Origin of the sequence: Phenylobacterium sp., from assembly GCF_036502675.1 — a bacterium.
GTDB lineage: Bacteria > Pseudomonadota > Alphaproteobacteria > Caulobacterales > Caulobacteraceae > Phenylobacterium.
In genome coordinates, this window is sequence record NZ_DASXYF010000115.1 from 24,225 (window position 1) to 47,463 (window position 23,239).

Annotated in this window: 17 protein-coding genes; 9 read left to right on the top strand and 8 right to left on the bottom strand. The window is 71.6% G+C overall.

What is annotated here, in order from left to right:
• Positions 1-64 precede the first annotated feature (64 nt).
• The gene (gene ppc, locus VGL30_RS15270) at positions 65-2,761 is read right to left on the bottom strand and encodes a phosphoenolpyruvate carboxylase (RefSeq protein WP_331540871.1); all 2,697 of its coding nucleotides are present in this window, start codon (positions 2,759-2,761) and stop codon (positions 65-67) included.
• Positions 2,762-2,931: 170 nt separating this feature from the next.
• Here ppc and VGL30_RS15275 point away from each other — a divergent pair, with 170 nt between their 5' ends.
• The 5 genes from VGL30_RS15275 (at position 2,932) to VGL30_RS15295 (ending at position 8,735) form a co-directional block, all read left to right on the top strand.
• Positions 2,932-4,620 carry a bifunctional diguanylate cyclase/phosphodiesterase gene (locus VGL30_RS15275; protein ID WP_331540872.1) on the top strand — a complete coding sequence of 563 codons (1,689 nt, stop codon included), beginning with the start codon at positions 2,932-2,934 and terminating at the stop codon, positions 4,618-4,620.
• Positions 4,617-5,315, top strand: a complete 699-nt coding sequence (locus tag VGL30_RS15280) for a LysM domain-containing protein (RefSeq protein WP_331540873.1) — start codon at positions 4,617-4,619, stop codon at positions 5,313-5,315. The genes VGL30_RS15275 and VGL30_RS15280 overlap by 4 nt, the downstream gene beginning before the upstream one ends.
• A 113-nt stretch (positions 5,316-5,428) precedes the next feature.
• The gene (locus VGL30_RS15285; protein ID WP_331540874.1) at positions 5,429-7,201 is read left to right on the top strand and encodes a protein kinase domain-containing protein; all 1,773 of its coding nucleotides are present in this window, start codon (positions 5,429-5,431) and stop codon (positions 7,199-7,201) included.
• Between the two features lie 12 nt (positions 7,202-7,213).
• Complete coding sequence (gene tagH, locus VGL30_RS15290; RefSeq protein WP_331540875.1) at positions 7,214-8,281, top strand: type VI secretion system-associated FHA domain protein TagH; 1,068 nt, start codon at positions 7,214-7,216, stop codon at positions 8,279-8,281.
• Between the two features lie 22 nt (positions 8,282-8,303).
• The gene (locus VGL30_RS15295; RefSeq protein ID WP_414695023.1) at positions 8,304-8,735 is read left to right on the top strand and encodes a YidB family protein; all 432 of its coding nucleotides are present in this window, start codon (positions 8,304-8,306) and stop codon (positions 8,733-8,735) included.
• A gap of 246 nt (positions 8,736-8,981) precedes the next feature.
• On the opposite strand, the gene VGL30_RS15300 is transcribed toward VGL30_RS15295, so the two are convergent.
• Entirely contained in the window at positions 8,982-9,884 is a 903-nt protein-coding gene (locus VGL30_RS15300) for a hypothetical protein (protein WP_331540877.1), read from the bottom strand.
• On the bottom strand, positions 9,881-10,993 hold the full coding sequence (locus tag VGL30_RS15305) for an isopenicillin N synthase family dioxygenase (RefSeq protein WP_331540924.1): 1,113 nt from the start codon (positions 10,991-10,993) through the stop codon (positions 9,881-9,883). The genes VGL30_RS15300 and VGL30_RS15305 overlap by 4 nt, the downstream gene beginning before the upstream one ends.
• A 150-nt stretch (positions 10,994-11,143) precedes the next feature.
• On the opposite strand from VGL30_RS15305, the gene VGL30_RS15310 reads away from it, so the two are divergent.
• From VGL30_RS15310 to VGL30_RS15320, 3 genes are read left to right on the top strand one after another with little or no spacing between them, the layout of a single operon-like run.
• Positions 11,144-12,250, top strand: a complete 1,107-nt coding sequence (locus VGL30_RS15310; RefSeq protein WP_331540878.1) for a putative urea ABC transporter substrate-binding protein — start codon at positions 11,144-11,146, stop codon at positions 12,248-12,250.
• 36 nt (positions 12,251-12,286) lie between these two features.
• Entirely contained in the window at positions 12,287-13,108 is an 822-nt protein-coding gene (locus VGL30_RS15315; RefSeq protein ID WP_331540879.1) for an ABC transporter permease, read from the top strand.
• Positions 13,108-13,857: an ATP-binding cassette domain-containing protein gene (locus tag VGL30_RS15320; protein ID WP_331540880.1), complete on the top strand. Its 750-nt coding sequence runs from the start codon at positions 13,108-13,110 to the stop codon at positions 13,855-13,857. The genes VGL30_RS15315 and VGL30_RS15320 overlap by 1 nt, the downstream gene beginning before the upstream one ends.
• A gap of 1 nt (position 13,858) precedes the next feature.
• On the opposite strand, the gene atzF is transcribed toward VGL30_RS15320, so the two are convergent.
• From atzF to VGL30_RS15345, 5 genes are all read right to left on the bottom strand, one after another.
• Positions 13,859-15,628: an allophanate hydrolase gene (gene atzF, locus VGL30_RS15325; protein ID WP_331540881.1), complete on the bottom strand. Its 1,770-nt coding sequence runs from the start codon at positions 15,626-15,628 to the stop codon at positions 13,859-13,861.
• Positions 15,628-19,308 carry an urea carboxylase gene (gene uca / locus VGL30_RS15330; RefSeq protein WP_331540882.1) on the bottom strand — a complete coding sequence of 1,227 codons (3,681 nt, stop codon included), beginning with the start codon at positions 19,306-19,308 and terminating at the stop codon, positions 15,628-15,630. Before uca ends, atzF begins: the two co-directional genes overlap by 1 nt.
• A gap of 444 nt (positions 19,309-19,752) precedes the next feature.
• Complete coding sequence (locus VGL30_RS15335; RefSeq protein ID WP_331540883.1) at positions 19,753-20,385, bottom strand: urea amidolyase associated protein UAAP2; 633 nt, start codon at positions 20,383-20,385, stop codon at positions 19,753-19,755.
• 6 nt (positions 20,386-20,391) lie between these two features.
• Positions 20,392-21,216 (bottom strand): urea amidolyase associated protein UAAP1, encoded by an 825-nt coding sequence (locus tag VGL30_RS15340; RefSeq protein ID WP_331540884.1) that lies wholly within the window; start codon positions 21,214-21,216, stop codon positions 20,392-20,394.
• Positions 21,213-21,671 carry a CopG family ribbon-helix-helix protein gene (locus VGL30_RS15345; protein ID WP_331540885.1) on the bottom strand — a complete coding sequence of 153 codons (459 nt, stop codon included), beginning with the start codon at positions 21,669-21,671 and terminating at the stop codon, positions 21,213-21,215. Before VGL30_RS15345 ends, VGL30_RS15340 begins: the two co-directional genes overlap by 4 nt.
• A gap of 249 nt (positions 21,672-21,920) precedes the next feature.
• Between VGL30_RS15345 and VGL30_RS15350 the strand changes: the two genes are divergently transcribed.
• Positions 21,921-23,141 (top strand): CoA transferase, encoded by a 1,221-nt coding sequence (locus tag VGL30_RS15350; protein ID WP_331540886.1) that lies wholly within the window; start codon positions 21,921-21,923, stop codon positions 23,139-23,141.
• Positions 23,142-23,239: the final 98 nt, after the last annotated feature.

Genomic DNA, 23,239 nt, shown 5'->3' on the forward strand with positions numbered 1-23,239 from the left:
ATCCGGCCAACGCCGAGGGACGGCGGCGTGTTCTCGAAACCGCGAAGACCGGGAACGGGCGCGCTCACCCGCTGTTCCGCAGTCCGGCGGCGATGCCGTTGATGGTCAGATGGACGCCTTCGCGCACCGCATCATCGGCGTCGCCGGCGCGTCGGCGCCGGATCAGCTCGATCTGCAGGTGGTTGAGCGGGTCGATGTAGGGCAGCCGCGAGCGGATCACCGCCGCCAGGTCGGGGTTGCGCTCCAGGAGCTGGGCCTGGCCGGTGATCTCCAGCACCGCGTCGCAGGTGCGGTCCCACTCATCGTGGATACGGCCGAAGATCGCCTCGGCCAGCCCCTGGTCCTCCACCAGGCCCGCGTAGCGGCGGGCGATGTGGATGTCGCCCTTGGCCAGCACCATCTCCATGTTGGCCAGCGTTGTCCGGAAGAAGGGCCAGGCCTCGTAGAGCTCCTTCAGCCGCGACATCGCCACCCCGGCGTCCGCCGCCGCCGTGCCGAAGCCGTACCAGCCGGGCAGCATGGCCCGCGACTGCGACCAGGAGAACACCCAGGGGATGGCCCTCAGGCCCACGATGCTGCGGCTAGCCTGCCGCGAGGTGGGCCGGCTGCCGATGTTGAGATCGGCGATCTCGGCGATCGGGGTCGCCTGGTAGAAATAGTCGGCGAACCCCGGCGTGTCGTAGACCAGCCCCCGGTAGGCGGTGAGCGAGGCCTGGGCCAGCGCGTCCATCGCCTCGGCGTGGGCGGGATCGGCCTGGGCGGACCGGGGCCTGCGCAGCGAGGCCAGCAGCACGCCGGCGGTCAGGGTCTCCAGGCTTTGCCGCGCCAGGTGGGGGTCGGCGTACTTGTTGGCCACCACCTCGCCCTGCTCGGTCACCCGGATGCGGCCGTCGATCGTGCCGGGCGGCTGGGCCAGCAGGGCTTCGAAGCTGGAGCCCCCGCCCCGCCCCACCGCGCCGCCGCGTCCGTGGAACAGCTGCAGCTTCAAGCCCGCCGCCCGCGTGGCCTCCAGCAGCGCCAGCGATCCCTGGTGCAGCTCCCAGGTGGAGGTCAGGTAGCTGCCGTCCTTGTTGCTGTCGGAATAGCCGATCATCACCTCCTGCAGGCCCGCGGCGGCCAGCAGATCGCGGACGACCGGCAAGGCGAAATAGGCCTGCATGGTGTCGGGCGCGGCGCGCAGGTCGGCGATGGTCTCGAACAGCGGCTCGGCCAGCACGTCGGCCGCCGGCGGCGAGCCGGGGCGGAACAGGCCCACCTCCTTCAGAAGGACATAGACCTCCAGGAGGTCCGAGACCGCGGTGGTGTTGGAGACGATGTAGGCCTTGATGGCGTCCGGGCCGAAGCGGCGCCGCGCGTCGGCGGCGGCCTGCAGCACCGCGTGCTCCCGCTGGGTCTCGTCGGAGTACCGGGCGAAAGGCGAGTAGAGCAGCCGCCCGTGTCCCAGCTCCCCCGCGAGCAGGATGCAGCGGGCGTCCTCATTCAGCGCCTCGTAGTCGGCGCAGACCCCGGCGCCGGCCAGGAGCTCGCCCACCATCCGGGCATGGACCGCCGAGTTCTGCCGCAGGTCCAGCGTCGCCAAATGGAAGCCGAAGACGTCGGCGGCGCGCGAGAGGTCGGTCAGCGGCCCTTCCGCAAAGGTGGAACCCTCCATTTCCACCAGCGCATCGCGGATCACCGAGAGGTCCGCCCGGAACTCGGCCGGCGACCCGTAGGGCTGGGCCGGCAGGTGCGTCGGCCGCGGCGCCGCCTCCCCCGTCAACAGCGGATAGCTGGCGCTGAGCCGGGCGTAGATGCCGCTCAGCGCCCGGCGGTACGGCTCGTCGGCGCGCGACGGCGAGGCGTCGCCAGAGGCCTCCGCCAGGGCCTGCAGCGCCGGCGTCACCCCGGCCAGCGACCCGGAGAGCGACAGCTCCGCCCCCAGGGCGTGGACCTTGGCCAGGTAGAAGGACAAGGCCGCCCGGGCCTGGCGGCTGAAAGCCTGGCGCAGGACGGCGGCGGTGACGAACGGGTTGCCGTCGCGGTCGCCGCCCACCCAGGAGCCGATCCGCAGGAAGCTCGGCAGCTCGACCGTCCCGCCGAACAGCCGCCGCCAGCGCGTGTAGAGCCTGGGCAGCTCGGTCAGGAAGCTGCGCTCGAAGTAGGAGACCGCCGTCTCGATCTCGTCGGCGACCCCGGGCCGCACGCTGCGCAGCAGCCGGGTGCGCCAGAAGATCGCCACCTGCCGGGCGAGGTCCGCCAGGATGGCGGCGCGCTCCGCCTCGCCCGTCGCGCGCTCCAGAGCGTCCAGGTCGCCGGAGATCGCGCCGGTGCGGTCGAGCACGCTCTTGCGGCGGACCTCGCTGGGGTGGGCGGTGATCACCGGGACGATCAAAGCCCTGTTCAGCAGGGCCAGGGCCTCCGGTGGCTCCACGCCCTCTCGCGCCAGGTCATGCAGGCAGGCCGTCAGGCCGTCGCCACGCACGTCGCACTCCCGGGCGTTGCGCCGCGCGATCTGATCCTCGGCGATGTTGGTGATCTGCAGGAAACAGGTGAAGGAGTGCACGAACCGTACGGTGTCGGCCAGATCCAGCCCCATCAGCCGCCGCTCGAGCAGGGCGGCGCTCTCGCTGGAGCCCTCGCGATGGAAGGCCACCGAGGCCTGGCGGATTTCCTCGATCTGGTTGAACAGCGCCGTCCCGCCGTGCGCCTTGATCACATCGCCCAGCACCCGACCGAGGAAGCGGACGCTGGCGCGCAGGTCATTGGAGAGGGACTGGGCCACGGGTGGACGAAGCCACAGACGCGCCTGGACGTCATCCGGTTTCGCAAGCGCGCGGAACCGGCGGCCTCCGGGGCGCCCGGTCATCTTGCGTTAGGGATGAATGTTCACCTGCTCGCAGCATCCGCCGGAGCATGTTGCCCACGATTTGGTCACAATCGTTGCGGCGTGGAATGAGCAAGCTCTGGGTCTACAACACCGCGGCGCGGCTTCCGTGGGTCGGTTACCGCGCCAAGCTGCTGGGGGTTTCCGCCCTGGGCGCAGCCGCGCCGATCGCCCTGATCGCCGGCGCCTCGGACGGACGGATCAGCGCGCCGCTGCTGGCCGCCGCCGCCGCCCTGGCGGCGGCGGGCCTGGCGGGCCTGGCCCACCTGCTGCGTCCGATCAGCGTGGCGGCCGGCGAACTTCGCCAGTGCGCGGAGGCCAGCGACGCACCCGGGCGCGGCCGCGCCGACGAGGCCGGCCAGTTGATAGCCGACGCCCGCCACGTGGCCGCCCGGCTGGAGGCCCTGAGCTTCCGCCTGACCCACCGCCATCCGGTCACCCGACTGCCCACCCGCGAGCCCTTTCTGGCCACCCTGGCCGAAGACCTGGCGGGCGCCCAGGGCGCCGCGGTGCTGGGGGTGATCCGTTTCGCCGACTACGACCGGCTGGCCGCCTTCGACCAGGCCGCCGCCGACCGGGTGCTGCACGCCTTCGCCCGACGGCTGGAGGGCGCCGTCGACCAGGGCCGCCCGCTGGCGCAGGTGGACCGCGACTGCTTCGCCGTCTGGGTCTCCGGCGTCGACGATCCGCAGACCGCCGCGGCCGAACTGCAGGCGCTGTCCTACGTCCTGGGCCAGGAGATCGACGCGGCCGACTTCAAGATCACCCCCAACGTGGGCCTGGGCGCGGCGATCCACCCGCACGACGGCGCCGACGCCCCGATCCTGCTCACCCGCGCGCTGGCCGCCCTACCCAAGTCCGGCCAGCTCGCCGCCGGGCGGCTGAATTTCTTTTCCGCGGAATCCTCCACCGCCGCCCGGGCCCGCTTCTCCCTGGAGCAGAGCCTGCGCCAGGCGATCAGCCGCGAGGAGCTGCTACTGCATTTCCAGCCGGTGGTCGACCTTACCGCCGGCCGGGTGGTGGGCGCCGAGGCCCTGCTGCGCTGGCGCCATCCCGAGCGCGGCCTGGTCTCGCCGGGCGAGTTCATCCCCGTGCTGGAGGAGACCGGCATGATGGACGAGGTCGGCCTCTGGGTGCTGAACACCGCTTGCCGCCAGGCGCGCGCCTGGGAAGACCTGGGCCTGCGCGGCCTGAAGATGGCCGTCAACCTCTCGGCCCGCCAGTTCCGCGACCCGGCGCTGAACACCATGATCGTCCGCACACTGGAGCGCCACCGCCTGGAGCCGCAATCGCTGGAGCTGGAGCTCACCGAGACGGCGACCATGGAGGACGCCAAGCACACCCGACAGCTGTTCGGCGAGCTCATCGAACTGGGCGTCAGCGTCGCCATCGACGACTTCGGCACCGGCTACTCCAGCCTGAGCTACCTGAAGAACCTGCCGTTCTCGAAGCTGAAGATCGACCGCGAGTTCGTCACCGACGTGCACCAGCGCCGTGACAGCCACGCCATCTGCACCGCCCTGGTCGAACTGGCCCACGGCCTGGACATCCTGGTGCTGGCCGAGGGCGTCGAGACCCGTGAGGAGGCCGACACCCTGCGCGCCCTGGGCTGCTCGATGTTCCAGGGCTTCTTCTTCGCCCGGCCGCTGGCCGCCGAGGATTTCGCCCGCACCGTCACCGACCCGGAGTGGCTGGCGGTGCTGACCTCGCCGGTGCATCGCCAGCGCGCCTCCATCCGCCGGCGGCTGGTCTCGTGAACGCCCGCCGCGCAGCCTTGGCGCTCGGCGCCTGCGCCGCCGTCCTGGCGGGCTGCGCCACCACCAGCTCCCCGCCCCCGCCTGCGCCGCTGGCCGCCGCGCCCGCCCCCGCCGCGCCGGAGATTGATCCCCGCGAGCGGATCGACCGGGCGCTCGTCCTGCTCGGCGCCGGCCAGCGCGAGCCCGCCCGGGCCGAGCTGCAGGCGGCGCTGGCCCGCGAGCCCGGCAATGCGGCGGCCCGCAGCCTGCTCGACCAGATCGAGAAGGACCCCGTCGTCCTGCTGGGCGCGCGCAATTACACCTACCGCGTGCGCCCCGGCGAGAGCCTGTCGCAGATCGCCGGCCGCCTGCTGGGCGACCCACGGCTGTTCTATGCGCTCGCCCGCTACAACGGCGTCGAGGCGCCGCAGAGCGTCACCGCCGGCCAGCTCCTGAAGGTCCCCGGCACGCCGAGAAAGGCCATAGCGGCCCGCGCGCCCGCCCCCGTCCAGGCCGCCACGGCGCCCCGCCTCCGCGACCCGACCCGCGCCAGCAAGCTGCGCGGCGCGGCGCTGGCGCACATGAACGGCGGCAAGATCGACCGCGCCGTCGCCCTCCTGCGCCAGGCCCGCGAGCTCGACCCCGACAACGCCCTGATCCGCCGCGACCTCGACCGCGCGACGCGCATCCAGACCACGGTGCGCGGCCGCTCCTGAGGGCGCCGCGGTCACGCGATGCAAATTCTCCTTTAACCTCCACCGTTTAGTGTCCTTTTCGGCGGTCAGAACCGCCGTGCGCCCGGCCGGGCGCAGGTCGCAGGAGGAACCCCTTGCTGAAGCGGATCGGGCGATACGAGGTCCAGGCGCGCGTCGGCGAAGGCGCTACGGCCGACGTCTACCGGGCCTACGACCCGGGGATCGACCGTGTGCTGGCGATCAAGGTCCTGAAGGTGCACCTCTGCCAGGATCGGCAGTACGCCACCCGCTTCCTGCGTGAGGCCAAGGCCGCCGGCGCCCTGTCGCATCCCAACATCGCCACCATCTACGACGTTGGCGAGGAAGGCGGCGCGCCCTACATCGCCATGGAGCTGCTGGACGGCGAGACCCTCGACCGCGCCATGGCCCGCTGTGGGCGCCTGGCCGTCGACGAGACCATCGCTATCGGCCTGCAACTCGCCGACGCCCTGCGCTACGCCCATGCGCTCGGCGTCGTGCACCGCGACATCAAGCCGGCCAACGTCATGCTGTCGAAGGACGGCCGCAGCCTGAAGATCCTCGACTTCGGCATTGCGCGCGTGACGCAATCCGATCCCGCCGACGGCGAGCTGGTGCAGACCCAGATCGGCCAGGTGGTCGGCACCCCCCGCTACATGAGCCCCGAGCAGGCCCTGGGCCGGGAGATCGACGGCCGCTCGGACCTGTTCTCGGTCGGCGTGGTGCTCTACGAGCTCCTCACCGGCAAGAAGGCGTTCAACGGCGCAAGCGCGATGACCCTGGCCCTGCAGATCACCCAGCAGGATCCCGAGCCGATCGGCGAGCTCGCCCCCCAGACTCCCCGCGGCCTGCAATTCGTGGTGGAGAAACTTATCTGCAAGCGGCCCGAGCGCCGCTTCGCCGACGGCGCTCAGCTCGTCGAGGCCCTGCGCCGGGAGGAAGGCGTCTACGCCGCCGTGGCCAGGGAAGGCCACCGCCAGCGCCGCAACCTGCCGCTGCCGGCCCGTCTGACCCTCCTGATGGCCTCGGTGACCCTCTTCGTGCTGATCGTCTCGACCGGCGCGGTGCTGAAGCGCCAGGACGAGGCGTTGCGCCAGATGGCCGTGACCTCCGGCTCGGCGATCGCCACCTTCGTGGCCAGCAACGCGGCGCTGAGCGCGGCCGAGAACGCCGCCCTGCCCGCCGGCCAGCGCGACTGGCTGCCGGCCCAGGCCTTCATCACGTCCGCCGCCGCCGACCCGAACATCCAGGAGATCACCGTCGTCGACAGCGACGGCGTGGTCCGGGCGGCCAGCCGCCTCGATCGCATCGGCCGGACCTATCGGCCGCAGGCCGCCGAGCCCATGGTGCGGCGCAGCGCCGGCCTCACCGTCACCGCCGTCCAGGCCGCAGGCGAGACCGACGGCTTCCGCTTCGTGCGCCCGATCATCTACGCCGGCCACGACTTCGGCCAGGTGGACGTGCGCGTCAGCCAGGGGCCGGTGCAGTCGGCCATGGCCAGGTCGCGCATCCTGCTGGCCGGCCTCGGCCTGGTGACGCTCGGCGTCGTGGCGGCCGCGAGCTATGCGCTGGCCCGCCTGCTGGCCGATCCCCTCCGCCGCCTGAAGCGCGCGATCAACGACGCGGCGGCCGGCGACTTCGAGTTCCGCATCTCGCACGACCGGAACGATGAGTTCGGAGAACTCTTCAATGCCTTCAATCAGTTGAATTCCGAAATTCAGGAACGCCTGGAGGTCGCCGGCATGGAGCGGCGCGACCGGCCGCTGATCGTCGCGGGCCAGCCCGTCCTGTCGCTCGCGGCCCAGGCCCCGGCCATCGACCTGGAGCAGACCCAGCTTCAGCAGATCGACCTGGATCTGACCGTGATCGGGGGCGTTCCTAGTCTCTAACTCAACCGTAGCATGGCGTTGCTGATGTACACCCTACGCCTCTTTCACCAAGCCGATCCTTCCCGGCAGCTCGAGGCCCGCGACCTCGACGAAGGGGAGCTGGCGATCGGCCGCGACGCCGGCGCCGACTGGGCGATCTCCGACCCGGCGCGGACCCTTTCTCGCCAGCACTGCGTCGTGGTCCTGAAGGACGGGGCGATCAGCCTGCGCGACACCAGCGCCAACGGGGTCTACCTGGGCGCGGAACGCCGCCGCCTGGCCCCTCAGGCCCAGACCTTGCTCTCGGCCGGCGACACCATCCAGCTCGGCGACTTCGTCATCGTCGTCGAGGAAGGCCACAGCTTCGCCCCGCCTCCCGCCGACGACGACAGCCCTTTCGACGCCCCGTTCCACCGTCCGATCCTCGACGACAGCGCGATCGGCGCCGAAAGCCTGGCGATCCCTTTCGACTGGGCCGACGCCCCGCCCGCGGCCGCGCCGCCCAGCGACGGCTCGCTGCTGGACGCCTTCTGCGCGGGGGCCAAGCTCGACGCCTCGGCCTTCGCCGGCGAGGATCCGGCGGTGGTGATGCAGCGCCTGGGCGAGGTCTACCGGCAGATGGTGCTGGGCCTGGGCGACCTGATGCAGGAGCGGACCAGCGCCAAGAGCGGGTACCGCATGGAGCGCACCCGGGTGCACGCCGAGGGCAACAACCCCTTCAAATGGGCCGCGCCCCAGCGGGTGGCGGTGGACCTGCTGCGCGGCCGCGAGACAGGGTTCCTGACCGGCCCCGCCGCGGTGACCGCCTCGTTCGGCGACCTGAAGAAGCACCTGCTCTGCATGCTGGCCGGCATGCGCGCGGCCATCGGCGCCACCCTTGACGGACTGAGCCCCGAGGCGGTGGAAGCCGCCCTGGAGCGCCAGTCCTACATGCTGCGGGCCAAGGTCAACTGGGCCGAATACGTCAAACTGCACGGGGCCTTCCGCCAGCAGGCGCAGGGCGAGCCGGACAGCGTGCTCAACCGCGCCTTCGCCCAAGCCTACGAACGCCGGCTGGACGAATTGGACAGCTTGGGGGAATTAACGCAAGGGCCGGCTTGACCGCGGCGCGCCGCGGGAGAAACTGTCTCCCCTCGCCGGCCCGGCGCTCCGCTGGCCGGCGCGATCGGAGGCCGGAATGGGCATTCTCGACGGCTTGATGAAGGCGGCGGGCGGCGGCGCAGGCCCGCTGGACGCTATCACTCAGATGCTGGGCGCACACGACGACGGGCTGAACGGCCTGTTGAAGAGTTTCGAGGCCGAGGGCCTGGGCGCGGTGGCGCAGTCCTGGGTCTCCAAGGGCGCCAACCTGCCGGTCTCGGCCGAGCAGATCCAGGCGGTGCTCTCCAACAGCACGGTCGCAGCGTTCGCCCAGAAGCTCGGCGTCGACCCCCAGACCGCCGCCGGCCACCTGGCCCAGCTCCTGCCTCAGGTCGTCGACCACCTCACGCCCAACGGCGAGGTCCCGACCGGCGCGCTTGGCGCTCTCGAGGGCCTGCTCGACAAGTTCAAGTAGGCGACAGGCCTCCCCGCCTGGGCGGGAAGGCTGCGTCTCCCTATTGCAAGCTCGCCGGGACCTTGCCGCCGTTGGCCGCCAGCTTGGCCACGCGGCCGCGGAGGCGGCGAGCGCGGGGCCGGCCTTCGCCGCCGGTGCGGCGGCCTTGTGGTGGAAGATCTTGTCCAGGATGTCGCCGAAGATGCTCATGGCGGGGGCTTCATGTCCTGTGAGGCGCCACAGGCAACGCCTGGGACCGCCGTCGGTTCAGCGCGCCGGCGGCAGCGTATCGCCCTCCCCCGCGAGCCAGGCCAGCGCCACCTCGTCCGCGCCCGTCGCAGGCTCCGCCGGCTGGTCGGCCAGCAGGGTGTCGATCCGCCAGCGGCGCGCGGTTCCGTCCTCCAGGCTCTGCAACAGCTCGCCCGGCCCCGACGCGCGGAAGCCGCCCAGGTCCAGGAACGCGCCCTCCGCGAACGGGTCGACGCTCAGCGCCACGCGCCATCCGCCCCCGACCCCCCTCCGGGCGTAAAGCGCCCGGGCGTCGAACGCCGCCGCGGCCAGCGACGGGTCGACGGCGAGCTGCCGGTGGACCGGCGCCTGCGCCGGCAGGGCGGCGCGGCGCGCCAGGGCGAAGATCGCGTGTTCGCCGGCGATCACCAGGCCCCCGTCGCGCGGCGCCTCCGGCCCGCCCGGCGGCGTCTCCGACACCAGCCGCAGACCGACGCGCAGGCCCGCCGAGCCGGGCTGCAGGCGCCAGTCCTCCACATAGATCCCGCTGGGCGCAAACTCGATCAGCGCCGGGCCCACGCGGCGCAGCTCCCCCGGCTCCGGCCACTTGTCGTAAGGCTGGAAGGCCGCCCAGTTGCTCCAGGTCATGCGGCCGTCGCACAGGCCGGTGTCGGCCACCCCGCCCTCGCCCTGCGCCAAGGCCGCCAGCTCGTCGGCCGTGCAGTCGGCCAAGCCGCGGCGATGGCCCACGTCCGGCCGCGCCGCCGGCAGCCGCAGGTCGCCGGTGAGGCCGTGGCTCTGCACCCAGATCACCCGGGTGGCCATGTCCTCCGCCCCGGTCGCATAGGTGATGCTGCGCCGGTGGAAGCAGCCCAGCGACCAGGCCGGAACCGCCGGCGGCCGGGCGAAAGGCGCCGTCCGCGCCAGCTCCTCCAGCGTCATCCCTGGACCTGCTTGGCCGCCTGGCCGAAGGCGGGCGCCGCCGCCTCCCCCCGCCGGGCCTTCAGGTAGGCGAAGGTCCGCACGGTCTGGGCGTAGAGGTGGTCGCCGGAGACCAGCGGCGGATAGCGCGCCGGCCGCACACCGCTGACGAACCGCGGGTGCGGCGCCACCACCGTGTGGTAGTCGCAGGTGGCGAAGAACGGGAAGCTGTAGCGCTGGGCGGCCACCTTGCGCACCCGGTGGCTGGTGGCCGTGAAGGTCCCGTTGGTCCAGGCCTCCAGCATGTCGCCGATGTTGATGATGAAGGCGTCCGGCAGCGGCGGCGCGTCGATCCAGGCGCCCGCCCCGTTCATCACCTCCAGGCCGGGCGCGGTGGGCCTGAGGATCGTGAAGAACTCATAGTCGGTGTGCGCGCCGATTCCCCGGGCGTCCGCCGCGTGGGCGTCGAAGGGGTAGTGGATCAGCCGCAGCTGGCTGGGCGGCCGGGTCAGGTGCGGCTCGAAGTGGTCCTCCTCCAGGTCCAGCGCCAGGGCGAAGCCGCGGAACAGCCGCCGCGCCAGCCCGGCCATCGCTGCGTAATAGGCCGCCACCGGCGCGCGGAAGCCCGGCAGGTCCGGCCAGAGGTTCGGCCCCAGCATCGCCACGCCGCCCTCCGGCGCGTCCAGGCCCACGTCATAGGCCTCCTTGCGGTCGATCTTGCCGTCCTCGAACACCTCCTCGCCCTCGGGGACATAGCCGCTGTGGTTCGTCGAGCGGCCGATGTAGCTCGCCAGCTTGCGGGCCGGCGGCTGGTCGAAGAACGCCCGCGCCGCACTCAGCAGGCCCTCCTCCAGCGCCGGCGCCACGCCGTGGCCGCGCACATAGAAGAATCCCACCTCGGCCGCCGCGGCCCGGAGTTCTGCGGCCACCTTGCGGCGCGCCGCGGGATCGGCCGCCGCCAAGCCAGCGATGTCGATGACCGGCAGGGCGTCGAAACGGCGGGGCAGGGCGGGCTCTCCTCCAGGCTGTTTGCAGGGCGCTTCGGTATTACGAACTTGAAGATCCGTAATACCAGCGGGACCATGGGAGATCGCCGCGCCCGGCGGCGCGGATGACGCCGCCGTGTACAGCCAGGCCCCGGCATGCCGAAAAACCCGGCGCCCGGCGGCGTCTTCCGGAGCCGGGCGTTGACGGCCTGGATTATTACGAACTCACCGGTTTGTAATAATGAAGAACGCCAGCCCCGCCCGGCTGGTCCCACAGGAAAGAGGGGGTGTCCCGTGAAGTCGTGGCTCGAGGGAATTCGCATCGCAGGCGCGGTGACGGCGTGCAGCCTGGCCCTGGCGGCCTGTGGTCCGAAGGCGGAGCAGAAGGCCGCCGCGCCGGCGGCGGCGCCCGCCGCCAAGGAATACACGATCGGCTGGACGATCTATGCCGGCTGGATGCCCTGGCCCTACGCCGACCAGTCGGGTATCCTCAAGAAGTGGGCCGACAAGTACGGCGTGAAGATCAAGCTGGTGCAGATCAACGACTACGTCGAATCCCTCAACCAGTTCACCGCCGGCAAGATCGACGGCGTCACCTCCACCAACATGGACGCGCTCACCATCCCCGCCGCAGCGGGCAAGGACGCCACGGTGGTGATGATCGGCGACTACTCCGACGGCAACGACGGCGTCGTACTTAAGAACGGGAAGAGCATGGCCGACATCAAGGGCCGCTCGGTGAACCTGGTGGAGAACTCCGTCTCCCACTACCTGCTGGCCCGCGGCCTGGAGAGCGCCGGCCTGAAGATGAGCGACGTGAAGGTGGTCAACACCTCCGACGCCGACATCGTCGCCGCCTTCGGGGCGCCGGCGACCAACGCCGTCGTCGCCTGGAACCCGCAGCTTTCCGAAATCAAGAAGCAGCCCGGCGCGACGGAGGTCTTCAACTCCACCAAGATCCCGGGCGAGATCCTCGACATGCTGGTCATCTCGACCGACCTGGCCAAGTCGAACCCCAACGTCGCCAAGGCGCTGACCGGCGCCTGGTACGAGACCCTGGCGGTGATGCAGAAGAACGACGCCCAGGGCAAGGCGGCGCGCGAGGCGATGGCCAAGCTTTCCGGCACCGACCTGGCCGGCTACGAGGCGCAGCTGAAGACCACCCACCTCTACTATACGCCCAAGGACGCCGCGGCCTTCACCGCCAGTCCCGAGCTGATCGCCGGCAACGACAAGGTGCGCAAGTTCTCCTTCGCCGCCGGCCTGTTCGGCCAGGGGGCCAAGTCGGTGGACGACATCGGCATCCAATTCCCGGGCGGCAAGTCGCTGGGCTCCACCACCAATGTGAAGCTGAGGTTCGACCCTACGTTCGTGGACGCCGCCGCCGCAGGAACGCTCTAGTCTCGCCGATCGCGTAACCCGTCAGGTCGTCCGCCCATGCCCCGTCTGCTGAACGTCAGGCCTCGCGGGGGCGGACGCCTGCTCCTGGGCTTCCTGCCGCTGGCCGCGGTGCTGCTGGTCTATCTGACGGCCTCGGCGGCGCGGCATGCGGAGAACCCCGGCGACCGCATCCTGCCGACGCCCGCGGCCATGGCTGCGGCCGTGCACACCATGGCGTTCGAGAAGGATCCGCGCACCGGCGAGATCCCGCTCGCCGCCGACACCAAGGCCAGCCTGCGGCGCCTGGGCGTCGGCATGGCGCTCGCCACCGGCGCCACCCTGTTGCTGGGCCTGGGCATCGGCCTCCTGCCCCTGGCGCGGGCGGGGCTGGGGCCGCTGGTGGCGGCGATCTCGGTGGCGCCGCCGATCGCGCTGCTGCCGATCCTGTTCATCACCTTCGGCCTGGGCGAGACCGCGAAGATCGTATTGATCTTCGTGGGCGTGACGCCGGTGATGGTCCGCGACCTGGCCGCCTATGTCGCCGCCATCCCCGAGGAGCAGATCGTCAAGGCCCAGACGCTGGGCGCCTCCACCTGGCTGGTCACGCTGCGGGTCGCCCTGCCCCAGGCCCTGCCGCGGCTGATCGAGAGCCTGCGCCTCTCCCTCTGTCCCGCCTGGGTCTACCTGATCTCCGCCGAGGCCATCGCCTCCGACGTGGGCCTGGGCTACCGGATCTTCCTGGTCCGCCGCTACCTGGCCATGGACGTGATCCTGCCCTACGTCGTCTGGATCTCGCTGCTGGCCGTGGCCATGGACTTCGCGCTGGTCGCCCTCAGCCGTGCGGCGTTCCCCTGGGCGCATCCGGGAGGCAAGAGCTGATGGCCGTCCTCGAGTTCCAGGGCGTCTGGGTGGAATACGGCGACAAAATCGTGCTCGAGAAGGTCGACCTCGGGATCGAGGAGGGCGCCTTCGTCTCCATCGTCGGCCCTTCGGGCGCCGGCAAGAGCACCTTCCTGCGGCTGGCGCTGGGCCAGGAAGCGCCCAGCCGCGGGTCGATCCGCCTGGACGGCGAGCCGCTGCGGGCCGAGCCGGGCCCCGACCGCGGCGTGGTCTTCCAGCGCTATTCGGTCTTCCCGCACATGAGCGCCCTACAGAACGTGGTCTTCGGCCTGGAGTGCGCCCGCGCCCCGGTCATCGGCCGCCTGTTCGGCGCCGCCCGCCGCGCCGCGCGGGAAGAGGCCGCCGCCCTGCTGGCCCACGTCGGCCTGGGCGACGCGCTCTGCGTCTACCCCCGCGAACTGTCCGGCGGCATGCAGCAGCGCCTGGCCATCGCCCAGGCGCTGATCCGCCGCCCCCGCATCCTGCTGCTCGACGAGCCGTTCGGCGCCCTCGACCCGGGCGTACGCCTCGACATGCATGTGCTGATCAGCGAGCTGTGGCGCGAGCACGGCCTGACCATCCTCATGGTCACCCACGACATCAAGGAGGCCTTCAAGCTCGGCACCCGCGTGCTGGCCTTCGACAAGCGCCGCCGCGACCCCCAGGCGCCGCACCGCTACGGCTCGACGGCGGTCTACGACTTTCCCCTGGACGACAAGCAGCGGGCCGCGATGGCGGTCAGCGCATAGATTACGTCCCCCGCGAAGCGATATAGGCCCGCCATCCTCCGTGTTTGGTGACATCCTCGGCGCCGTCGATTGCGCGAGGTTCGGCGACGAAGCCCTTGACCTGGCTACCGTCCTCCAGGGTCACCGTACCGATGGCCAGCGGCGGCGGCACCTCGGCCACCAGGCTGCCGAACGCCTCGACGGTGAGTTCGTAGACCTCCAGCTCGATGGCCCCGCCGCCCTCGCCCACATGGATCAGGGCGGGCTTCGGCGGCGTGGCGTCGGCCATGGCGTAGAGCCGGTAGGCCGCCGCCGTGCGCGTGGACGCCGCCAGCTGCGCGTCCCGCGAGGTCAGCTGCCAGTGCAGCGGCATCCCCGCCAGGTGCGCGCCCACCACCGCCAGCTTCACGGTCTGCGGCTTGCCGGCCAGGTCGAGCGGCGGGGTCTCGGGCATCGGGCGGATCTCCTCATAGCGGCGGGCGAGGTCCAGCAGGGCCTCGTCGGCCCAGGCCGGCCCCATCAGGGTGACGCCGAAGCCGGTGGCGTTGGCGCGGAAGCCGGCGGGCACGGCCACCGCGCTCATGTCCAGCAGGTTCACGAAATTGGTGTAGAGGCCGAGGTTGGCGTTCAGGGCGAACGGCTCGGCCATCAGCTCGCGGATCCGGTAGATGGTGGGCGCGGTGGGCAGCAGCAGCACGTCCGCGGCCGCCCACAGCGCCTCCGCCGCCCGGGCGTAGCCGGCCAGCGCATAGAGCCCGCGGAAGGCCTCCACCCCGGTCACCCCGACCCCGCCCTGCAGGATGGCGCGGACCACCGGGTGGATCGCATTCGGATCGGCGTGCAGCAGCGCCTCGGCCGCCGCGGTCCGCTCGGCCACCCAGGGTCCGCTGTAGAGCAGCTTGGCCGCGTCCAGCAGGGGCGCGACGTCGACCTCGACCGGCGTCCCGCCCATGGCCACGACGCGCTGAACGGCTGCGGCGAACAGCGCCTCGGCCTCCAGGTCGCCGAAGAACTGTAGCTGATAGGCCCGCGGCACGCCAAAGCGGAACGCCACGCCATAGTCCGCCGCCGGGCCCAGGCGCCGCGAATAGCTGTCCTGAGGATCGAAGCCGGCCGCCACCGCATCCACCAGGGCCGCGTCGGCGGCGTCCGTCGCCAGCACAGTGATGCAGTCCAGCGAGCGGCAGGCCGGCGTCAGCCCGCGCGTGCTCCAGCGCCCCTTGGTCGGCTTGAAGCCGGTCAGTCCGTTAAACGCCGCCGGCACCCGCCCCGAGCCGGCCGTATCGGTGCCCAGGGCGAAGTCCACCAGTCCCGCCCCTACCGCCACAGCCGAGCCGGAGCTCGAGCCGCCGCTGATGTAGGTGCGGTTGAACACGCAGCCCGGCGCGCCATAGGGGCTGCGCGTGCCGACGAGCCCGGTGGCGAACTGGTCGAGGTTGGTTTTGCCCATGAACACCGCGCCGGCCGCCTGCAGCCGCGCCACCACCTCGGCCGAAACCGGCGGCGTATAGGCGAAGGCCGGGCAGGCCGCGGTGGTCGGCTGCCCCGCCACGTCGATGTTGTCCTTCACCGCGAAGGTCGCGCCGGCCAGCGGCAGGCGCTCGCCCGCCGCGACCCGGGCGTCCACCGCCCGAGCCTGCGCCAACACCGCCGCCGGGTCCGGCCGGCAGATCCAGGCTTGCGGCTGCACGGCGTCGTAGGCGGCGATGTTCGCCAACGCCTCGGCGGCGGCGGCCTCGGCCGTGCGCGAGGCCGAGCCCACGGCGGCGGCGGTCTTCGACGCCGCGCCCATCAGGCAGGCTCCAGGGCGATCATCGGGGCGCCGGGCGCGATGGCCTGCTTCTCGGCGGCGTAGACCTGGCGGACGACCCCCGCCGCCGGGCTCGGCACGTCGCATTCGGTCTTCATGGCTTCGATCACGGCGATCACCGCTCCTTTTTCAACCCGGTCTCCCGGCTGCACCAGCATCTTCCAGACGCTGCCCCCCAGCGGCGCTTCCACGAGGTCGCAGCCTTCCGGCGCCTCGACCACGGCCGAACCGGCGCCCACCTCGACGCTGTCGGCCAGGGCCTCGGCCCGGGCGAACTCGCCCCTGGCCTCCCAGTCCGCCCGCTCGGCCGCGAAGGCCGCCCCGCGCGTCGCCTCGAAGGCGGCGATCCCCGGGGCGGCGGCGGCCAGGAAAGCCCGGTGGTCGGACAGGCGGAACGTCCCTTCCTCGATGGCGATCTCGCGGCGGCCCAGCGGGAAGTCGAGACGCCACGCCGTCAGCTCCTCATGGCTGACCGGGAAGAACCGGATCTGGTCGAAGAAGCGCAGCAGCCACGGCTTGCCGTCCCGGAACGCCCGCGTCCGCCGCCAGGAATTCCACACCTGGATGGTCCGGCCGAACAGCTGGTAGCCGCCCGGCCCCTCCATTCCGTAGATGCACATATAGGCCCCGCCGATCCCCACCACGTTGGGCGGCGTCCAGGTGCGGGCCGGGTTGTACTTGGTGGTCACCAGCCGGTGGCGCGGATCGATGGGCGTGGCCACCGGCGCGCCCAGGTAGACGTCGCCCAACCCCATCACCAGGTAGCGGGCGTCGAAGACGATCCTCTGCACCTCGTCGGCCGACGCCAGGCCGTTGATCCGGCGGATGAACTCGATGTTGTCCGGACACCAGGGCGCGTCGTCCCGCACCGAGGCCATGTACTTGCCGATGGTCTCGTAGATCGCCGGGTCGCGCCAGGAGAGCGGCAGGTGGACGACCCGCGACGGGATCTCGAAGTCGTCCAGCCCGCCCAGCCGGTCCTCGGCCTCGGCCAGCGCGTGCAGAAGGCGGCCTTGCGGCAGCACCCGGCTGTCGAAGTGCACCTGCAACGACCGGATCCCCGGCGTGATGTCGATCACCCCCGGGAGCGCCAAATCCTGCAGCTCCAGCATCAGGGCGTGGACCCTGAGCCGGAGTTCCAGGTCCAGCACGATGGGGCCGTATTCGACGAGCAGATGCCGGTCGCCTTGGCGGCGGTAGACGACGCGGGGGCGGTGGCCCTGGGGTTCGATGGTCCCGAGGATCGGGCTGAAGGCGCTGGACGCGTCGGGCGTAGACGCTCCCCCCCAGGGGGAGCCGGCGGCGAAGCCGACTGAGGGGGTCGAAACCCCCGGGTCGCCCTCCCCCTCAGGGGCAGGATCTGCAGCGGCGACGCCTGCGATAAACGCGTCCTGCGCCCGCTCGGCCGCCACCGCCTGGGCGTCGGTGACCACCGAAAACCGCAGGGTGTCGCCGGGCGCGAGCTGGCCCAGCTTCCAGAGGTCGGCCTGGACCACCACGAACGGGCAGACGAAACCGCCGAGCGACGGACCGTCCGGCCCCAGGATGATCGGCATGTCGCCGGTGAAGTCCACCGCCCCCACCGCATAGGCGTTGTCGTGGATGTTGGACGGGTGCAGCCCCGCCTCGCCCCCGTCGCGTCGCGCCCACTGCGGCTTCGGCCCGATCAGCCGCACGCCGGTGCGGTTGGAGTTGTAGTGCACCTGCCAGTCGGATCCCGCCACCATGGCCATGTCGTCGGCCGTGAAGAAGTCCGGCGCTCCGTGCGGACCGGTGAGCACCCGCACCGTCCAGGCCTTGGCCAGCGCCGGCCGCAGATTCTCCGCCAGCGCCGGGGCCGGGGCGCCCGCCGTTCCCGCCAGGTGCAGCACGTCGCCCGCCGCCAGCGTCCGCCCGGCATGGCCGCCGAAGCCGCCCAGGGTGAAGCTCGCCCTGGAGCCCATGAAGTCGGGGATCTCGAATCCGCCCTGCACCAGCAGGTAGGCCCGCAGGCCCGCCCCCTTCACCCGCCCGATCTTCAGCGTCTGGCCCGCCGCCACCGCGAAGGGCGCATAGGGTTCGACCGGAACGCCGTCCAGCGCGGCCTCCACCGCCGCTCCCGCCAGGCAGGCGGTCGCCGCAGCGTTGAACAGCAGGCTGGGACCGAGGGCGGTGATCTCCAGCCCCGCCACGTCCTCCGCGTCGCCCAGGAGCCGCGCCGCCAGCCGAAAGGCCAGGGCGTCCATCGGGCCCGACGGCGGCACGCCCACGTTCCAGTAGCCCAGCCGCCCGGGATAGGCCTGCACCGTGGTCGCCGGCCCGCCCGACAGCACCCGCACCGTCCGGGGCGTGTAGGCGATCCCGGCGAGCGCGCCGGTGGAGACCTGCCCCGAGACGAACGCCTCGCTGCGCGCCACCTGCCGCAGCCAGCCCAGGTTGGTCTCCAGGCCCGCTAGCCGCGTCGCGTCCAGCGCGACCTGCAGCGCGCGGACCGCCGTCGCCCGGTCCGGCGCGGTGACGATCAGCTTGGCCAGCAGCGGGTCATAGAAGGCGCTGACCTCCGAGCCGTCCGCCACCCAGGCGTCGGCCCGCGCGTCCTCCGGGAACCGCACCTGCGTCAACACCCCCGAGCTCGGCCGGTAGTCCTGGTCCGGGTCCTCGGCGTAGAGCCGCGCCTGGATCGAAGCGCCCTTGGGCGGCGCCCGCGGCTCATCCAGAAAGCCGTAGTCGCCGGCCGCCCCGCGGACCATCCATTCCACCAGGTCGACGCCGGTGACCTGCTCGGTCACCCCATGCTCCACCTGCAGGCGGGTGTTGACCTCCAGGAAGAAGAAGTCGCCCCGCTCGGCGTCGTAGAGGAACTCCACCGTCCCGGCCGAGCGGTAGCGCGCGCCCTCCCCCAGCCGCACGGCCGCGGCGATCATCGCCTCGCGGGTGGCGGCCGGCAGGTGCGGCGCCGGCGTCTCCTCGATGACCTTCTGGTTGCGCCGCTGCAGCGAACAGTCCCGCTCGCCCAGCGCGAGCACCCGGCCCGCCCCGTCGCCGAACAGCTGCACCTCGATGTGCCGCGCGCGCCGCAGGTAGCGCTCGAGGAACACGCCCGTATCCGCGAAATTGGCGCCGGCCAGCCGCGTCACCGCCGCGAACGCCTCGGCCACCGCCGACGCGTCCTCGCAGATCCGCATGCCGATGCCGCCGCCGCCGGCCGAGGCCTTCAGGATCACTGGAAACCCGATATCCTCCGCCGCCGCCAGGGCGGCCTGCGCGTCGGCCAGCAGGTCGGTGCCGGGCGCCAAGGGGACGCCGTACGATTTGGCCAGGTCGCGGGCGGTGTGCTTCAGCCCGAAGGCGCGCATGTTCTCCGGCGTCGGCCCGATGAAGGCGATCCCCGCTGCGGCGCAGCGCTCGGCGAAGCCGGCGTTCTCGCTGAGGAAACCGTAGCCCGGATGGATGGCCTGGGCTCCCGTCGCCTTGGCGGCGGCCAGGATCGCATCGACGTCCAGGTAGCTTTCAGCGGCCGGCGCCGGGCCGATCCGCACGGCCTCGTCGGCCTGGCTCACGTGCAGCGAGCCGGCGTCGGCGTCGGAAAACACCGCCACCGACCCCACGCCCATCCGCCGGAGCGTGCGGATGATCCGGCAGGCGATGGCGCCCCGGTTGGCGATCAGAACCTTGGAGAACATCACCAGGAGCCCGCTTTGCGCAGAGCGGATCGGGGCGGTTGATCCGCTAAATGCCCTGTACGTGACAAGCGCTTTCCCGGGGTCTTAAACAGCACTTCGAGGTTCGATGAAATGGGTTTTGAATCAAGATCTTGGTCGATCCTCGAAGTGCTTAACGGGTGTTGCGCCGCAAGCAGTTCACAGGGCTCCGTCGGGGGCGGCTGCCCGCCTGCCAAGCGTAGCCCAAGCGGCGCCATGCAACAAGAACATAACAAGAACAATTGAGCGCGCCTTCTCCCCTTGCGGGAGAAGGCGGCGGCGAAGCCGACGGATGGGGGGTCGAACGCCCTCTCCGCGTCGAACACGGTCGCGAACCGGTGAGGTCTGAGGGACCCCTCATCCGACCTCTTTCGGAGGCCACCTTCTCCCGCAAGGGGAGAAGGATCGGGAACGTTGTACATCCCCCTACCCCGCCACGATCATCCGCACCGGCGTCGGGTCGAAGCCGTTGCAGGGGTTGTTGATCTGCGGGCAGTTGGAGACCACCGCCACCACGTCCATCTCGGCCCGCAGGTCGACGTAGAGGCCCGGCGAGGAGATGCCGTCGACGATGCCCAGCGTCCCGTCCGCCTCCACCGGCACGTTCATGAACCAGTTGATGTTGGAGACCATGTCCCGCTTGCCGCGGCCATGCCGGGCGTTGGCCTGCAGGAAGTTCTCGACGCAGGCGTGCTGCGACTTGGTGTGGTGGCCGTAGCGCAGGGTGTTGCTCTCGCAGGAGCAGGCCCCGCCGATGGTGTCATGGTAGGCGACGTTGGTGGCGGTCACCGTCGCCATCGGCCGGCCCTCGTTGGAGAGCAGCACCGCGCCGGTCCGCAGGAAGATGTTCCCCTGTGCGGCGATGGTGTCCTGCGCCGAATAGCGCTCGGCGTCGTCGGCCAGGGCGTAGAGCAGGAAGTCCACCGCCTGGTTGCCCTGCAGGTCGACGATGCGCAGCGTCTGGCCGCGGCGTAGCACGTGGTCCCAGGGGGCGCGGGCGGCCACCACCTCGTCATGCAGGATTTCGCCGGCCAGATCGGCCAGGACTTGATCGGTCATGGCCCCTCAGCGCCGGTAGAGGTCTTCGACGTTCAGGAAGGCGCGCAGGCCCTCCGGCGTCGCATTGCGGACCGGATCGTTCTCGTGCGTCACCGGCCCCCGCCAGGCGGCGATCCGCACCGGGGTCACCGTGTAGGCCGCCCGTGGATCCAGCACGTGCGGGCAGTCGGCGAAGGCGAGCAGCAGGTCCATCTCCGCCCGAAGCACCAGCGTCCGCCCGGGCGCGAAGGGGCCGGCCTGCAGCGCCAGCCCGCCGGCATCATCCACCCGGATCCCCTTGAACCAGTTGACGCAAGGGTGGATGTCCTTGCGCCCAAGGCCGAACTTGGCCAGCGCCAGCATGAAGCGGTCGCGGGCGTTGGGATGCGCCCCCCAGTTGTCGCCGTCGCCGTAGCGCCGCGCGTTCGACGCGGCGTTCGACGCGCCGCAGAAGGCGTCGTGCGTCCCCGCCCCGTCCTCGATGATCGAGAACATCACCCGGCCCATGTCGGAGAGCAGCAGCTTGCCCGCGCCCAGGTAGGCGTTCCACTGCACCTTCAGGGTGTCGGCGATGTTCAGCCGCTCCGTCGGCTGCTCGGCGTTGAACGCCAGCATGGAGACGCAGGCGTCGCCGGCCACGTCGGTCAGCTGGATGCGCGCCCCGCGGCCCAGCCGTTTGGCGGCATAGCCGCCCGGCGCGATGGTCTCGGCCCACAGCATGGCCTCGGCCGCCACCCCGTCCGGCCAATACGGCGCCTCGGCCGGCGGCAGGATCGGCATGGTCTCGACGCGGGCGCCGCCCATCGCCCGCGCATGGGCCTGGGCGCTCCTGGGATCGGCGGTGGCGCTCATCGGGCCTCCTCGCCGTGCGCGTGCAGCGGCGGCAGCAGCGCCGTGGTGGTGACCAGCTTGATCTGCTGCACCCCGCGGATGCGCCGCAGCTCGTCGCACAGCGCCTGCAGCCGCTCCGACGGCCCCTGCACCAGCATCACCTCCAGCGACTGGTCGTCCTCCAGGAACACGTGCTGCGAGGAGATCACCTCCTTGAGGTACGCCTGCTGCGCCTGGGCCAGCGCCTGGCGCACACGCCCTGAATCGGCGCGGTAGATCAGGGTGATGGCCCCGGCCAGCACCGCGCCTTCCCGCCCCTCATGGTGCTCCGCCAGCTCGTGGCGGATCAGCTCGGCGATCATCTGCGAACGGCTGGGCAGGCTGCGCTCGGCCACCATGGCGTCGAGCTGCGCCAGCAGCTCGGCCGGCAGACTGACGCTCAGGCGGGCCAGTTGCGGAAGTGTGTCGATCGACATGCGGGCGACCCTTGGTCAGTATTACGAATTCTGCAATTCGTAATACGTGAAGCCCGCCGCCAATCTCAAGGGCGCCGTCCCGATAGGCGCCCGGCCGATCCGGCGCCTATGGCGTTCGCATCAACCCTTTCCCCCCTGTCCTCTTCGGGACAGGGGGGAAAGGCGCATCGTCGTCTCTACGCGAAAGCGCCCCTCTGGCCCGCCGCCGCCCCTTCAGCCATAAGACCCGCGCGAACGTGGAGGCGTCGGATGTACGACCTGTTGAAGGGCCTGAGGGTGGTGGAAGGCGCCGCCTTCGTGGCGGGGCCGAGTTGCGGGCTCTACCTCGCGCAGATGGGCGCGGAGGTGATCCGCTTCGACAACATCGGCGGCGGCCCGGACTTCAACCGCTGGCCGCTGACGGAGAGCGGCGACAGCCTCTACTGGGAGGGGCTGAACAAGTCGAAGAAGTCCGTGGCCATCAACTTGTCCAGCCCCGAGGGCCGGGCGCTGGCGGTGCGGCTGGCGGCCGCGCCGGGCGAGAACGGCGGGCTGTTCGTCACCAACTTCCCGGCCGAGGGCTTCCTCTCCTACGAGGCGCTCCGCAAGATCCGTGAGGACGTGATCTGCGTGCGGGTCATGGGCTGGGCCGACGGCAAGCCCGCGCTCGACTACACCGTCAACTGCGCCGTGGGGGTGCCGGAGATGACCGGCCATCCCGACGACCCGCGCCCGGTCAACCACATGCTGCCGGCCTGGGACCTGCTCACCGGGGCCTACGGGGCCTTCGCGCTGACCTCCGCCCTGATCGCCCGGCGGATGGACGGCCGCGGGCGCGAGGTGCGTTTGCCCCTCTCCGACATCGCCGCCGCCAGCCTGGCCAACCTGGGCATGGTGGGCGACGTGATGGGCGGCGCGCCCGACCGGCCGCGGATGGGCAACGCCCTCTACGGCGCCTTCGGCCGCGACTTCGTCACCCGCGACGGCAAGCGGATCATGCTGGTGGCGATCACCGCCCGGCAGTGGCGCGGCCTGTTGCAGACCCTGGGCATCGGCGACGCGGTGGCGGCGGTGGAGGCCGAGGTCGGCGCGTCCTTCGCCGACGACGAAGGCCTCAGGTTCGAGCATCGCGACCGGCTGTTCCCCCTGTTCGATACGGCCTTCGCCGCACGCGACCTCGCCGAGATGATCCCGACCTTCGACGCGCAGGGGGTCTGCTGGGGGATCTACCAGCCGCTCAGCGCCGCCGTCGAGGATCCGCGCCTCTACCGCGGCAACCCGGTGTTCGAGGAGATCGTGCAGCCCAGCGGCCGCCGCTACCTCGTCCCCGGCGCCGCCGGCACGATCCCGCAGGACGCCCGCCTGAGCCCCCGCCCGGCCCCGCGGATCGGCCAGCACACCGACGAGGTGCTGTTGGAGGTGCTGGGGCTGTCCTCGGGCGAGGTGGGCAGGCTGCACGACGCCGGCGTGGTGGCCGGTCCCGGCGCCTGATCCTGCGGCGCCGGCCCGCCGCGCGGTGAATTCGCCGCGGGTTTCACGGTTCCTCGACGATTCCCGTGCGATTCCGCGCGGGTTGTACGACTTTATGA